Raw genomic sequence first — 12677 nt, forward strand, 5'->3', positions numbered from 1 at the left:
GAAGAACAGGCCGCATGAGCCCGTCACACGGAGAGTCGCAGCGCTCATGGTCTCAGGAATGGCAGAACGGAAAACTGTCTCGCCTGGTTCCCCGGCGGGAATCCGGGCGCAGAAGGACGGGGTGGAGCAACGAGCCTATGTTGGGACCGAACATGACCTTGAAGATTTATGTCAGTATCTGATACGATTGAGCATGGATAGGAGAGTCTGATGCCAAACGTCCACCTGACCGAACCGATGCAGAAATATGTGCAGGCGCAGATCGAGTCCGGCGCCTACGCCAATTTGAGCGAAGTCGTGCGCGCCGGCGTCAGGATGCTGATGGAGCGGGATGGCGCCCGGCAGTTCTATTCCCTCAAGGCCGACCTAGAGGAAGCAGCCTCCCTGGCCGAAAATGGGGATTTCGCCGAGTTCGATGCTCATGCCTTCGAACCGGATGCGTTTGATCGCTGACCCACATGACAATTCGGCTTTCCGGTCGGGCCAGGGCCGACCTTGAAGAGATCCGTGCCTACACCGTCGAAACTTGGGGTAGGGACCGATGGCTCGTCTATTACCGCCAGTTGGTCAACGCCTTCGAGCAGATCACCGGGGATCCCGACCGGGGTCGGGACAGGAGTCTCTTCGTTCCGGGGATGCGGTCCGTCAACTGCCAACGTCACGTGATCTTCTACAAGCGGCTAGATGCGGCGGACGGGGCGGCAGTCATCCTGCGCATCGTGCACCTGCGCCGCAACATGCCCGCGCTCGTCTACTACGAGGATCTCGACGGCGGTTAAGCCCTTGCGTTTCCTCATTCCAATAGCTCGACCAGTTTCCCATAGTCTTCACTGACCTCGCGTGCCTCCTGAAACGCGCGTTGACGCTCGGCATCAAGGCAACGGAAGTATTCCTGGATGTCGGCGATGTAGCCCTCGAAATCAGAACGCAGCAGATCGGCATAGGCACGCATGTCTTCTTGCGACTGGGGCAAGAACGGTCGCTCGGGTGGTATGCAATCCGCAGCTGCGGCTACCGGCATGCTTCTAAGCAGGAACGCGAACAGCAACGGTGCGTTGCGCGCAATAAACAAGCGCAGGGCAAAACTCCTTTGCCGCCTTTAAGATTATCATTCTGTCGGATATCACCCTTATCGGAGCAAGGCGAACTTCGTCAACACGTTATTATTGTCTTGCTATCATTAATGTTGTTTTGTATCGCTCGCGGTGTTGCGACCCCGTGGGCCTGATACTGCACCCAGGCAGAACAAGGACCCAAGGGAAGGCCATGATAGAAGAAGCCCCGAATGTGGTTACAGAAGACGGACTGCGCGGCTTGCTCGCCGAGGGCTACCTCATTGAGGTGGTCTGCAAGGAGAGAGCAGAGAAGCGCCATAACAGCTGGTACGGCTCGTGGGTCATCCGCGCCGTCGCCACTGATGGGCGTGACGATAAGATGCTCGTCACCAGCCGAAGCGTCCTCAAGCTCCGCGACTTCAAAACCATCGTTGGCCTTGTCAGTTTCCTGGCCGACATGGGCTGTACGACCGCTAGCATCCCACTTGAAGAAGGTGGCCGCGAACGCCACGCCGCGCCTCCGGTCAAAGGCAGCTGACTGCGCGACTGCGCTCGTCGTTGCTTTGGGTACAGGCGTTTGTTCCGCGCCCCCGGCCCTGGCCGACGGTTTCATCTTTTCGGTTGGCCCAGACGGCCAATTGATTTCCACTTCTCAAGAGGCAAACGGGCGCCTTTTTCTCTTCGCAGAACCTCGCGTTCCTGACGCAACGAGCGAGACAGCGATCCCGGCTCGATCCGCCGCCCGCGCCACCCCAGAAATCCTCCATGCGATCGAGACCACGGCTCTGCGGTATGCCGGGCATGGTGCGCTGCGTCGCGCAGGGCTTTCAGTCACTGATTGGGCGCTCCTTTACCGGGCCAATATCGAAGTCGAGAGCGCATACAATCCGGCTGCACGTAGCCCTGTCGGTGCCATAGGCCTTGGCCAGCTTATGCCGGATACCGCCCGCGACCTCGGCGTGGACCCACATGACATGGCGCAGAACCTCGACGGATCAGCCCGCTACTTGCTGATGATGCTCGACCAGTTCGGTGAGGGCTCTCTGGCCCTTGCGGCGTACAACGCTGGCCCTGAGGCGGTCACACGCCACGGCGGCATCCCGCCTTTTCGAGAAACCCAAGGGCATGTGGCCCGTGTGACTGCCGTGTTTGAGCGGCTCAGAGGAGATCTTTCATGACATCGAGACCTTCGATCGTCGCGCTCGGCGCGATGGCCCTTATCGTGCTGGCGGGTCCAGCGCTTGCGCAGAGCATTGACCTCTCGCCGGTACAGACCCTGCTTCAAGGAATTGTCGATGCGATCACCGGCCCCTTGGGAATCGTGATCGGAACGCTTGCGCTGATCGGGGTGTTCCTTTCCTGGCTCTTTGGCATCCTCGACTTCCGTCAGGCGCTCTGGGTCGTGGTTGCAATCGCGGGCATCGCCGCAGCACCCACCATCGTCGCCGCCATCTGGACCACCTGAGCAATCCTGGAGTTCTTGGCCATGGCTGACCAGTCCCGCGTGTTCATCGGCCTTCTCAGGCCACCCAAGCTGATGGGCTTGCCGATCATGTACGCCATGGTCTGGCTCTTCGGCTCGACGCTTCTGTTCCTCTGGGTGCAGAGCTGGGTGGTGGCTGTTTTCGCGGGGCTGGCCTGGCCGGCGCTCTGGAAGGCCGCGGACTGGGATCCGAACTTCCTCGATGTCCTGGTGATCACCCTGCAGGAAACCCCGCCCACGACGAACCGCAAGCTGCACGGAGGCGACAGCTATGCCCCGTGATGGACTCGCCAATGACGTCGCAGAGGCGCTCGATCCGCTGACTGCGTTGCCCGCATGGGTCAGGGGCGAGAAGCGGCTCTCGTCGATGCTGCCATACGTCAGCCTTGTCACCGACCGAACGATCCGGACACGCGGCAACGAACTGATGCAGTGCATCCGCCTCGAGGGGGTGAACAGCACCACGAGCGAGGACGGGCATCTCGACCGGATCGGCGGGCTCCTGGCAGGCATCGTCGCGCAGGTGGGGACCGAGTTCTCCTTCTACCTGCACAAGGTGTCGAAAGCGGTCGATGTGACCCTGCCGCCCATTCCGGGCGAAGGATTTGCTGCCGCCGTCGACAAACGATGGCACGCGCATCTCGGCCGCGCGGGCTTGCGCGACAAGACATTGACCCTGACGGTGCTGAAGCGACCAGAGACCGGCAGTCGCTTGCCGTTCGGACTTGGGGCTTCCCGCGCGCGGATTGCGGCAGATACGACCCGGCGCTTGCGCAAGCTCGATGAGGTCGTAGGGTTTCTCCTTTCCTCCTTCGATGAGCTGAAGCCCCGCCTGCTGGCCGCAAGCACCGGCGAGCTTCTGGGCTTCTTCGGTTCACTCAACACAGGCGAGGAGCACCCGCTCTTCCCCCGGTCGCGCCTTGGCGTGATCGCCGAGGACGTGGCCAATACCCGCGTCACCTTCCGCGGCACGACCATCGCACTCTCGGACGGTGCCGTCGGCGACAAGCTCGGGGCGATCTTTGCGGTGAAGAACTACCCCGCCAAGACCGATAGCCTGATGCTCGACGAGTTGAATCTGCCCGTCGACATGGTCGTCACGCACTCTTTTGTGCCGATCAACGCCAACATCATGGCGGGCCGGATCAAGCGGCAGCTGCGGCTAATGCAGGCCGCCAATGACGGAGCCGTCAGCCTCGCCCAGGAACTGGAACTCGGCCAGGACGATCTGGAATCCAAACGCCTGATCTTCGGCGAGCACCACATGACCGTGGCCGTCTATGCCCGCACCCAGACGGCGCTTGACGATATCGCGGCCGAGATCCGCAACATCTCCGCCACCTCCGGCATCAACCTGATCTCGGAGGCCTTCGGGGCGCGGGCGCATTTCATGGCGCAGCATCCCGGGAACACAGGGGCGCGCAGCCGCAAGGCCGCAATCACGAACCACAACTTCGCCGATCTCGCTACCTTCCACCGCACCCCGCTCGGAAAGACAGGGCGGGAAGTCCCCTGGGGCGTGCCGATCACGCTCTTTCCGACACCCGAGCGCAGTGGTTTTCGCTTCAACTTCCACGAACAGGGCGCGCCGGATCGCGAACCCACGGGTGGCCACACGCTGATCCTCGGCCGTCCCGGCTCGGGCAAATCCGTGCTGGCAGCATTCCTGATGACCATGGCACGGCGGGCAGGTGCGCGGGTCTTCGTATTCGATTATCGCGCGGGCATGGAGATGGCCGTCCGCGCGCTCGGCGGCAGCTATTCGACCGTGCGGGCGGGGCGCCCCACGGGCCTCAATCCGCTCCAGACCGAGATCGACATGCGGGGCCAGGCATGGCTTGCTGATTGGCTCGCGAGCCTCTTGGAGCGGCGCGATCGGCCTCTGACCCCGGTGCAGACCAACCGACTGCAGGAGGTCGTACGCCAGAACGCGAGCGCAGGACATGCGGGCCTACGGAACTGGTCGGATTTCGCCTCGCTGCTGGTCTCGACCGATGACGAGGGCGATCTCTTCGAGCGTATGCAGGAATGGACGGCCGAGGGTCGCTACGGCTGGATCTTCGGGGCCAATGCCGAGGACAGTTTCAGCATCGATGGAGACGTCGCGGGCTTTGACCTCACCGGCATCCTCGATTCCGAGAGCGAGCGGGAACGCATGGCGGTCCTGTCCTACCTCTTCCGCCGGGTCGAGCGGGTGATCGAGGACCGCAAGCCCACCATCATCGTCATCGACGAGGCATGGAAAGCCCTCGACAACGCCTACTTCGCGGAGCGACTCAGCAACTGGCTGGTGACCGCCCGCAAGCAGAACGCCGTCGTCGTGATGATGACGCAATATGCCAGCCAGCTCGAGCGCACGCGCACCGGCAAGACCATCGTGGAAGCGGTGCCGACGCAGGTGCTCTTGCCCAACATTCGTGCTTCCGCCGCTGACTACGCGATGCTCGGCCTGACCGAGAAAGAGCTCGACGTGCTTCTTGGCGTCGGCTCGGCCTCGCGGCTCGCGCTTGTACGCGACGACCGTGGTTCCGTCGTGATCGATGCCGATCTCAGCGCGCTCGGCCCGCTCGTGACCATCCTTGGCGGAATGGAGAAGGGCGAAGCGCTTGTCGGCGCCGATTATCGCGAACGTCCTGATTTCTGGAGAGTGACATGACCCGTACCATCATTCGCAGCGTAGTGCTGCTCGGGCTCGGCCTGACCCTGACAGCCTGTGCGCAGCATAACCCCCCGCAAGCCAACTGCTTCAATTTTCGCGAGGCTCCTGCGCAGGCAGGAACCGCCACCGCCACGATCTCGACCATGGGGGCGGAGGTCACGCGCCGCGACACGGCCTGCGATTTCGTCCTCTTGGGGGCGGGCGGCTGAGCCAATGCGGACCTGGCTTCCTCTCTCGATGATCGGCTTTGCACTGGCAGGTCCCACGGCGGGGCCAGCGGTCGCCCAAGGCGTGCCGACCTTCGATCTGCGCCTCTTCGCAGAGCGGCAGGCCATCCTTGAGCAGACCGATCGGGACCTGGCACTGCAGCAGGTCCGGCTAAGCCGAGAGGAGGAACTGGCCGAAATCGAGCGCCAGCAACTCGCCTCCCTCGAAGGGCTGATGGATGCCATGTCGCTTGGCGCTGGAGACGTGGCCGGAACCGTGGCGGGGCTCGAGGCGGGGCAGGGGGCGGTCGACGACGTCGAAAGCGCGGCCGCCAGTCTTTATGCGCCCGAGGACACCAATCCAGCGGCAGCGCGGATGTTCGGCGATGCCAGGGAGGGGATCGAGGAGCTGATCATCCGCGCAGCACGCGACACCCATAGTCTGTCCGGGGTCGGCCGCGCAGGTCTTTCGCTCGTGCAATGGCGCTGTCTCTTGCAGGCGCTGATCTGGCAGGAAAGTCGTTTCCAGATCGGGGCACGCTCACCCGTGGGGGCCTTCGGACTTACCCAGATCATGCCCGGTACCGCGGGCGATCTCGGGATCTACCCGGCCTATTACGACGATCCCTATCTGCAGGTCACCGGCGGTGCGCGATACCTCGCACAAATGCTGAACATGTTCGATGGCAACATTATCCATGCGCTCGCCGCCTATAACGCCGGTCCTGGCAATGTGCAGGATTATGGCGGTGTGCCGCCTTTCGCGGAAACCCAGCACTATGTCGTGGTGATCCCGCAGCAGTACAACAGCTACCTCGCGGCCATGGGCGGCATCGATGCGCTCGGCACCATCGACCCGGTCCTTCTGGCGAATGCGAGTTTCAGCCTCTCGGCCCACGGCGCAGGGGTCTATGGCGACTACTCGCTGGTCTCAGTCCGCGCGGCCGCCCTGCGCGTGCAGGACATCATCACCCGCATTGGCGAGACCGAGGATCTCCACGAGGCCATCGCGCTCAACACCTATGCCCGGGCCGAACAGGCCCGGCTGGTCGCAATCCGGACCCGGATCAAGGCCGCCCGAACCGAGCCACTCAGTGCCGAGCAGATCGCCTTGGCGGCGGCCCAGGCTGCCGAGCGGCAATTCATGGATTTCAGTCAGGAGGATTTGCGTTGAACCTGCGCCTGCCCCGTTCCCTTTTCGCCGGTAGCATTGCTCTCGCGCTCACCCTCAATGTCACCGGACCTGTCGCGGCACAGGGTGTGCCCACGGTGGACACTCAGAACATTGCTCAGGAAATCCGCCAGCTTCAACAGATGCTGCAGGATTTCGGGATCCAGACGGATCTTCTGGACAATGCGTTGGAGCAACTGGACATGCTGCAAAGCCAACTCGATCAGCTGAACGAGATGTATGCCTCGCTCACCGGGCCGCGCAGCATCCTCGGACTTGCCATGGGCGGGGACCTCGACACCTTGCTTGAGGCCAACTTCGAAGACATCCCCGGCCTGATCCGAGGCATCCAGGCGGGCGATTGGAGCGCTCTCATCGGGCCCAATGCCGGGCCCATGCGCACGCAGATGGAACAGGCGCTGGCAAGTGCCGGGTTCGACGAGGATTCTCTCCGCGAAATCGCCACCAGCGGCAATCCGGGCGCTGAAGGCGTGGCCACGCGGGCAACCACAGGTGCTGTGATGTCGGCAGCGGCGCAGAACAGCCACGCAGAGGCGGAACAGTCTCTCGAACGGGTGGAACGTCTGGTCGAGATGATCCCGGACATGGAGGATCTCAAAGCCTCGATGGATCACAACACCCGCGTCACGGCGGAACTCGCCATCGCTATGACCCGGATGTGGGAGCTGGAAGCGATTCAAACCCTAGGCGCAGGCAATGCAGGCGTGGTTGACGCCGCCACCGTTGCCGAAGAACGCCGCTACATGGACTTCACCTTGCCGGACCTTGAGCCATGAGTAGGGCAGGGGTGATGACTGCGCGCGAACTCGTGGAAGAGGAACTTGTCTACGGTGCCCTGCGCCGGGAACAGCTTTGGCGGATGATCGGCCTTTCTGGAGCAGGCTTTGGTGTATTCGGCTGTTTGACAGCTGCGGCTGTCGCGCTGATGGTCGAGACGCCGCCTCCCGTGGTTGTCCCCTACGATCCCGCGACCGGGATGGCGCTCCCCAATGCCACGGTTGAAACCGTGTCGCTCGCCGAACGCCCTGCCGTGATCGAAGCGCAAATCTACCGCTACATTCTCGACCGCGAAACCTACAACCAGCTCGACAACGATCTTCGTGTCCGCCGTGTCCTGGCGCAGTCTTCCGGGTCGGCCGAGGCCAGCATGCGCGAGATGTGGACATCGGGTCAGGAGAACTATCCGCCGACGCGATACGGGGCTGCGGCCGAGATGGCCGTTGAGATCGCATCGATCACCCTTATTGGCGATAACCGCGCCCAGGTCCGGCTCAGAAAGCGCCTGACAAGCCCGCAGGGGGTACAGGATGGATCGTTCACTGCCACGTTGATGTTCGAATTCCGGCCCGAGCGGACCCGCGCGATCGACGATGTCTGGCAAAACCCTTTCGGTTTCACCGTCACCCAATATGCCATCCGATCGGACCGTTCCGAATGACTAGCACTCCAATCTTTACCTTGTTGGCCGCCAGTTTTCTCACGTTCGCGGGATCGACTGCCTTGGCCGAGACCACGCCCCGCCCAGGTTCTCATGACAACCGCGTGCGCGTAGCGACCTGGACTGAAGGCCAAGTTTACCGTGTCGTCACGACTCTGACCCGCGTCACCACGGTCGAATTCGGTGAGGGTGAAACCATCCGCTCGATCATCGCCGGCGATACGGTCGGGTTTCAATTCGACGGTGTCCCGGGTGGCCGTGCCTTCGCCATTAAGCCGACAGCATCTGGCGTCGCCACCAACATCACCGTCTACACCAACCGCCGCTCCTACTACTTCCATGTCGTCGAAGCCCGGGAGACGCCGCATTATGTCGTGCAGTTCCGCTATCCTGAAAACCGCGTGCAACCCACCAGGGCGGTTGCGGCCGATGCGCCGAATGCGAACTATGCGGTCAGCGCCCGAGAAGAGTTCACGCCGACGGCCATCTGGGATGATGGTACCTTCACGTATTTCCGGTTCGCACGGAATGCGCCGGTGCCCGCCATCTTCCGTTATTCGAACGGCAGGGAACGCGCGGTGAACAGCCAAGCCTTGAGTGACGGCGTCATCCGCGTGTCCGGCGTCAACCGACAATGGGTCCTTCGACTTGGCGAAGAGGTGGTTTGCGTCCAGGACGCAGGACAGGCCACATCATGACCGAAGGTACGGAAGACCTCGCCGCGCGCCTCGCGGCTCTCGAAGGCTCGACAGGCAAAGCGAAGGCAAGCAAGCGGCCTGCGCCGCTTGCCGCGATCCTTGGGGTCGTCGGCATCGCGGCAGCAGGCGGTCTGGCATGGGCTGCCCTGCAGCCGTCGGCAGAAGCGCCAATGGCGACCGCCGCGCCGGAAGAGTTCCAGAGCAGCGGCCCCGGATTCGGAGATCTGGCGCTGATTTCTGCCCCGGAGCCCAGCCAAGCCCCGCCTGCGGACACAGGTCCGAGCGAGTCGGAACTCGCGCTGATGGAAAGTCTTGCGACATTGAGAGCGGAACTCGAGGAACTGCGCGCAAGACCGGCCGAGGCCGCGGATAGCGGGGCGGAGCAGGCTATTGCCGACCTGACGGCGCAAATTGCCACCTTACAGGAAGCATCCGCCGAGGCGCAGCGTGCCCTCGAGCGGCAACTGACCGAGCGGGATCGCGAATTGAATCAGCTCCGCATGGACTTGGAGCTTGCACGGCTTGTACCACCAGAGCCGAGCTCATTGGGACCAAGTGAAGAAGAATTGCGGCTGGCCGAACTCGAAAGGCGGCGCGCAGCCGAAGCTGAGGCCCGCGCAGAGCGCATCGCGTCTCCTATGATCGCGTTCTCCGGGATGGGCGCGGGTGCGGATAGGGAGAATACGCTGGAAGCCGCGCGTCTGAATGCAGATGAAGCCTTTGTTCGTTCGGGCGCGCAACCAGCACAGGTGACACGTGCCGAAGTGATCGCGAACCCATCGAACACGGTTGTTCAAGGCACCATGATTCAGGCTGTGACAGAGACGGCCCTCGACAGCACACTGCCCGGCGCGATCCGCGCCATCGTCTCGGAAGACGTCCATTCTTTCGATGGAACGCGTATCCTGATCCCGCGCGGCGCGCGGCTGATCGGGCGCTACCGCTCCGATGTCGCACTTGCCCAATCGCGCGTCATGGTGGCATGGGATCGGATCATCTTGCCCGATAATCAGACCGTGCAGATCAGCGCCTTCGGTGGAGACGAACTCGGCCGTACTGGCACCACCGGGTTTGTCGACACCCGTTTCGCGCAACGCTTCGGCTCCGCCGCGCTGATCTCCTTGATCGGCGCCTTGCCTGCGGCTGCAGCGGGTCAAATCGACAGCGAGGCGGCGGCCGATGTTGCGAGTGATGTCGGCAGCGACCTGCGCGATAGCACGCAAAGCGTGATGCAGGACTATCTGGCGATCCGGCCAGTGATACATGTCGATCAGGGTACACGGATCACGGTCATGGTTGATCGTGACCTCGAGATTTTCTGACATGGCTGCAAGTTATCTGGAAGCGTCGCTCGACCGTTTCGGCCCCGAGGTCCTGCGCGACGACACGATCGAGATCTGCATCAATCCCGACGGACAAGTCTGGGGCGAATTCCAGGGCGACCACTTCATGCGAGGTCTCGGCAGCCCGCTGAGCCCAACCGAGATCAAGGACCTCGGCAACCAGATTGCCTCCGCCGCCTCGACCACACTCAGCACCAAGAAGCCTATCGTCTCGGTCTCGATCCTATATCGAGATCGCCCGATCCGCGCGCAGGTGATCCAGCCGCCGGCAGTCGAGGGCGGGTTTTCGATATCACTGCGGTTTTTCTCCTCCCTGCCGCTAGAGGCGATCCGGCTCGGATTTCTCTATGGCAAGGAGCGCAGCCTCGAAGGCTTGCGCCGCGAACGTAACGCCGCACTGCGCGATGTGGTGACATCCGGCGACATCGGCGCCGCGCTGCGGTTTTGCGTCGAGAACAAGCTCAACATGATCGTCTCGGGTGGCACGTCGACCGGCAAGACGGTTGCGGCGCGCAAGATCCTTTCGCTGATTCCGCCCGAAGAGCGGATCATCACCATCGAGGAGGCGGCCGAGCTGCGCCCCGAGCAGCCCAATGCCGTGACGTTGATCGCGGACCGGGACACGGATGCCCGCAGTGCCGATGTGCTCTTGGCCTCAACGCTTCGCATGCGACCCGACCGGATTGTCCTAGGCGAAGTCCGCGGTCGCGAGGCGATGACGTTTCTCGAGGCAATCAACACCGGCCACGGTGGATCGCTGACTACGCTGCATGCCGAGACCCCACAACTTGCTGTTCGCCGCCTCGCCATCGCCGCCCTGAAAACCGATGTGCCGATGACCTATGCCGACATGATCGATTACATTGAGGGCTCGATCGACGTGATCATTCAGGCAGGCCGCCATGAAGGCGCGCGCGGGATCACCGAGTTCTTCCTCCCGGGTCAAACCACAGATTTGAACCTCGACACGGTCGACGGCAGAGGCAACAAGAGCCCCTCCGTTGCCGCTGAGTAAAAAAGGAACCCCCCAGATGCGAAAACCAATTCTCGCACTCATGCTTGCCGCCTTGGCGGGCCCCCTTGTGGCGCAGACTTCGCCTCCGATCTCAAACGATCTCACGGTCGATATGTCGCCTCAAAAGTACCGGATTTGCAACGATCGTCCGGCGCGCCCGACCTGGATGGACGAAATCAATCCGCGGGAAGCCTACAAGGCAGCAGCTTTGATGGAATTGTACGAAATTCGGGCCTGGGAGGAGATCGCTGAATCTGGCGACTGCGGCTGTGAAACCCGCTTTCCCGCTTGGGGTAGCTCCGATGGCGAGTATCATGAAAGGTATGCAGGCCTTAGCCAAGCCGAGCATTCAGCGTTTCGCCGCGACTGGATTGAAGTAAGGAAGCAACTCGAGCCGAGCGTGCGTACAATCTGCGAAGCTCAAGGCAACTGGTAATGGGCGTCGTCAGCTGGATGGTCGGAACGGCAGACGCGTTCCTTGTCGATGCGGCTGAGTCCCAGTTCGGGGCCGTGGCAAGCAATACCGGCACGATCGTCCTGCTGATGGTCACGCTTTCGCTAATCGGCGTCTGCATCAACATGGCATTCCAGTTCCGCAGCATGGATGGGGCCAGCTTCTTCTGGTACCTGATCAAGCTGATGCTGATAGGGCTCTTCGCCTTCAACTGGGCAAACTTCAATGCAGTAGCGAACGCCGTCATTGGAGGCTTGGACTACGTCGCTGGCGCGCTGGTGTCTTCGGTTGGCGGCGGAGGAGCCGGAGCCACACACTTTGCCGGCGAATTCGACATCCTGATCGAAAAATTCAGCCAGTACCTGAATGCCATCGGCAGCAATTTGAACTGGATGACGGGCGCGATCCTAGGCGGCATCGGGCTTATTCTTTTGAGCCTCCTTGGCTTCATGACCGGCATCGTCCTCATATTCGCCAAGATGATGCTGACCCTCATGCTCGGCCTTGCTCCGATCATGATCGCTCTGTCGCTCTTCGACGCGACCAAGGATTTCTTCCATAGGTGGGTCTCGACGACGGTCAGCTATGCCTTCTACCCCATCGTCATCGCAGCAATGTTTTCGACCGTCGTCGGCATGGCGAATTCGCTTCTCGCGCAGCTCGGTGATCCAAACTCGGCAACCAACATCGGATCGCTCGTGCCGTTCTTCGTCATGGTGTTCCTAGCCAAGGGCTTCGTCGCTGCAACGCCCCTGATTGTGCGGGGGATCTCTGGGAACCTGATGGTAGCCGCAGCGCCCGCTGTGGTCGCTGGATCGACCGGGATCATGCGGGGGATCTTCAATACCGACGGCGTGAAGGGCCGGGCGCGGATCGGTGCGCTCACGACAAGCGAAGTAATCGGACGAGGCGCGGTGCAGACGCCTGCCGCTGTGCGGAGCGCCGCGGCAACGACAAGCGCGCAGGTGGTCAGAATGGCGGAACGAGCAAAACGTTTGCGAGAGTAGAAAGGAGAAAGCAGCCTTTCGCCGCACTGTGCATGAACTCACACAATGCGGGACTTTTCGGGCTTTCGCTGCGCCGTTCACGAAGGTCCGTTGCCCCCTCTTCTTCAGGGTGGACTAAGCATCGAGT

At 62.2% G+C, this 12677-nt stretch carries 17 protein-coding genes; 16 read left to right on the forward strand and 1 reads right to left on the reverse strand.

What is annotated here, in order from left to right:
• Positions 1-210: 210 nt before the first annotated feature.
• Together G0D83_RS16810 and G0D83_RS16815 are read left to right on the forward strand one after the other, a co-directional pair.
• On the forward strand, positions 211-453 hold the full coding sequence (locus tag G0D83_RS16810; RefSeq protein ID WP_089849711.1) for a type II toxin-antitoxin system ParD family antitoxin: 243 nt from the start codon (positions 211-213) through the stop codon (positions 451-453).
• 5 nt (positions 454-458) lie between these two features.
• Positions 459-779, forward strand: coding sequence for a type II toxin-antitoxin system RelE/ParE family toxin (locus G0D83_RS16815; protein WP_089849714.1), 321 nt, complete (start codon positions 459-461; stop codon positions 777-779).
• Positions 780-793: 14 nt separating this feature from the next.
• Here G0D83_RS16815 and G0D83_RS16820 read toward each other — a convergent pair whose 3' ends face one another.
• Positions 794-1021, reverse strand: a complete 228-nt coding sequence (locus G0D83_RS16820; RefSeq protein ID WP_057796709.1) for a hypothetical protein — start codon at positions 1019-1021, stop codon at positions 794-796.
• 245 nt (positions 1022-1266) lie between these two features.
• Here G0D83_RS16820 and G0D83_RS16825 point away from each other — a divergent pair, with 245 nt between their 5' ends.
• From G0D83_RS16825 to G0D83_RS16890, 14 genes are read left to right on the forward strand one after another with little or no spacing between them, the layout of a single operon-like run.
• Positions 1267-1593, forward strand: coding sequence for a hypothetical protein (locus tag G0D83_RS16825; RefSeq protein ID WP_010138156.1), 327 nt, complete (start codon positions 1267-1269; stop codon positions 1591-1593).
• Positions 1550-2233: a lytic transglycosylase domain-containing protein gene (locus G0D83_RS16830; protein WP_119400795.1), complete on the forward strand. Its 684-nt coding sequence runs from the start codon at positions 1550-1552 to the stop codon at positions 2231-2233. Before G0D83_RS16825 ends, G0D83_RS16830 begins: the two co-directional genes overlap by 44 nt.
• The gene (locus tag G0D83_RS16835) at positions 2230-2520 is read left to right on the forward strand and encodes a TrbC/VirB2 family protein (RefSeq protein ID WP_054540759.1); all 291 of its coding nucleotides are present in this window, start codon (positions 2230-2232) and stop codon (positions 2518-2520) included. The genes G0D83_RS16830 and G0D83_RS16835 overlap by 4 nt, the downstream gene beginning before the upstream one ends.
• 21 nt (positions 2521-2541) lie before the next feature.
• Positions 2542-2820 (forward strand): type IV secretion system protein VirB3, encoded by a 279-nt coding sequence (locus tag G0D83_RS16840; protein WP_009574151.1) that lies wholly within the window; start codon positions 2542-2544, stop codon positions 2818-2820.
• Entirely contained in the window at positions 2810-5194 is a 2385-nt protein-coding gene (locus tag G0D83_RS16845) for a type IV secretion system protein B4 (protein ID WP_149884460.1), read from the forward strand. Before G0D83_RS16840 ends, G0D83_RS16845 begins: the two co-directional genes overlap by 11 nt.
• Positions 5191-5406 (forward strand): hypothetical protein, encoded by a 216-nt coding sequence (locus G0D83_RS16850; protein ID WP_028095514.1) that lies wholly within the window; start codon positions 5191-5193, stop codon positions 5404-5406. Before G0D83_RS16845 ends, G0D83_RS16850 begins: the two co-directional genes overlap by 4 nt.
• A gap of 4 nt (positions 5407-5410) precedes the next feature.
• Complete coding sequence (locus tag G0D83_RS16855) at positions 5411-6577, forward strand: lytic transglycosylase domain-containing protein (RefSeq protein WP_090062937.1); 1167 nt, start codon at positions 5411-5413, stop codon at positions 6575-6577.
• Entirely contained in the window at positions 6574-7371 is a 798-nt protein-coding gene (locus tag G0D83_RS16860) for a type IV secretion system protein (RefSeq protein WP_057796681.1), read from the forward strand. Before G0D83_RS16855 ends, G0D83_RS16860 begins: the two co-directional genes overlap by 4 nt.
• A gap of 14 nt (positions 7372-7385) precedes the next feature.
• Positions 7386-8033 carry a virB8 family protein gene (locus tag G0D83_RS16865; protein ID WP_090062939.1) on the forward strand — a complete coding sequence of 216 codons (648 nt, stop codon included), beginning with the start codon at positions 7386-7388 and terminating at the stop codon, positions 8031-8033.
• On the forward strand, positions 8030-8731 hold the full coding sequence (locus G0D83_RS16870) for a TrbG/VirB9 family P-type conjugative transfer protein (RefSeq protein ID WP_149884459.1): 702 nt from the start codon (positions 8030-8032) through the stop codon (positions 8729-8731). The genes G0D83_RS16865 and G0D83_RS16870 overlap by 4 nt, the downstream gene beginning before the upstream one ends.
• Entirely contained in the window at positions 8728-10053 is a 1326-nt protein-coding gene (locus G0D83_RS16875) for a TrbI/VirB10 family protein (RefSeq protein WP_090062942.1), read from the forward strand. The genes G0D83_RS16870 and G0D83_RS16875 overlap by 4 nt, the downstream gene beginning before the upstream one ends.
• 1 nt (position 10054) lies before the next feature.
• Positions 10055-11089: an ATPase, T2SS/T4P/T4SS family gene (locus tag G0D83_RS16880; protein WP_090062945.1), complete on the forward strand. Its 1035-nt coding sequence runs from the start codon at positions 10055-10057 to the stop codon at positions 11087-11089.
• A gap of 16 nt (positions 11090-11105) precedes the next feature.
• Positions 11106-11525, forward strand: coding sequence for a hypothetical protein (locus G0D83_RS16885; protein WP_078572064.1), 420 nt, complete (start codon positions 11106-11108; stop codon positions 11523-11525).
• Entirely contained in the window at positions 11525-12550 is a 1026-nt protein-coding gene (locus tag G0D83_RS16890) for a type IV secretion system protein (RefSeq protein ID WP_009574169.1), read from the forward strand. Before G0D83_RS16885 ends, G0D83_RS16890 begins: the two co-directional genes overlap by 1 nt.
• Positions 12551-12677: the final 127 nt, after the last annotated feature.

The sequence above is a fragment of the Salipiger sp. PrR003 genome, assembly GCF_010500785.1.
Classification (GTDB): domain Bacteria; phylum Pseudomonadota; class Alphaproteobacteria; order Rhodobacterales; family Rhodobacteraceae; genus Salipiger; species Salipiger pacificus_A.

What these genes read in the sequence shown, in the direction of transcription:
- G0D83_RS16810 (WP_089849711.1), top strand. Translation starts at nt 211, where the DNA reads ATGCCAAACGTCCACCTGACCGAACCGATGCAGAAATATGTGCAGGCG.
- G0D83_RS16815 (WP_089849714.1), top strand. Translation starts at nt 459, where the DNA reads ATGACAATTCGGCTTTCCGGTCGGGCCAGGGCCGACCTTGAAGAGATC.
- G0D83_RS16820 (WP_057796709.1), bottom strand. Translation starts at nt 1,021, where the DNA reads ATGCCGGTAGCCGCAGCTGCGGATTGCATACCACCCGAGCGACCGTTC.
- G0D83_RS16825 (WP_010138156.1), top strand. Translation starts at nt 1,267, where the DNA reads ATGATAGAAGAAGCCCCGAATGTGGTTACAGAAGACGGACTGCGCGGC.
- G0D83_RS16835 (WP_054540759.1), top strand. Translation starts at nt 2,230, where the DNA reads ATGACATCGAGACCTTCGATCGTCGCGCTCGGCGCGATGGCCCTTATC.
- G0D83_RS16840 (WP_009574151.1), top strand. Translation starts at nt 2,542, where the DNA reads ATGGCTGACCAGTCCCGCGTGTTCATCGGCCTTCTCAGGCCACCCAAG.
- G0D83_RS16845 (WP_149884460.1), top strand. Translation starts at nt 2,810, where the DNA reads ATGCCCCGTGATGGACTCGCCAATGACGTCGCAGAGGCGCTCGATCCG.
- G0D83_RS16850 (WP_028095514.1), top strand. Translation starts at nt 5,191, where the DNA reads ATGACCCGTACCATCATTCGCAGCGTAGTGCTGCTCGGGCTCGGCCTG.
- G0D83_RS16855 (WP_090062937.1), top strand. Translation starts at nt 5,411, where the DNA reads ATGCGGACCTGGCTTCCTCTCTCGATGATCGGCTTTGCACTGGCAGGT.
- G0D83_RS16865 (WP_090062939.1), top strand. Translation starts at nt 7,386, where the DNA reads ATGACTGCGCGCGAACTCGTGGAAGAGGAACTTGTCTACGGTGCCCTG.
- G0D83_RS16870 (WP_149884459.1), top strand. Translation starts at nt 8,030, where the DNA reads ATGACTAGCACTCCAATCTTTACCTTGTTGGCCGCCAGTTTTCTCACG.
- G0D83_RS16875 (WP_090062942.1), top strand. Translation starts at nt 8,728, where the DNA reads ATGACCGAAGGTACGGAAGACCTCGCCGCGCGCCTCGCGGCTCTCGAA.
- G0D83_RS16880 (WP_090062945.1), top strand. Translation starts at nt 10,055, where the DNA reads ATGGCTGCAAGTTATCTGGAAGCGTCGCTCGACCGTTTCGGCCCCGAG.
- G0D83_RS16885 (WP_078572064.1), top strand. Translation starts at nt 11,106, where the DNA reads ATGCGAAAACCAATTCTCGCACTCATGCTTGCCGCCTTGGCGGGCCCC.
- G0D83_RS16890 (WP_009574169.1), top strand. Translation starts at nt 11,525, where the DNA reads ATGGGCGTCGTCAGCTGGATGGTCGGAACGGCAGACGCGTTCCTTGTC.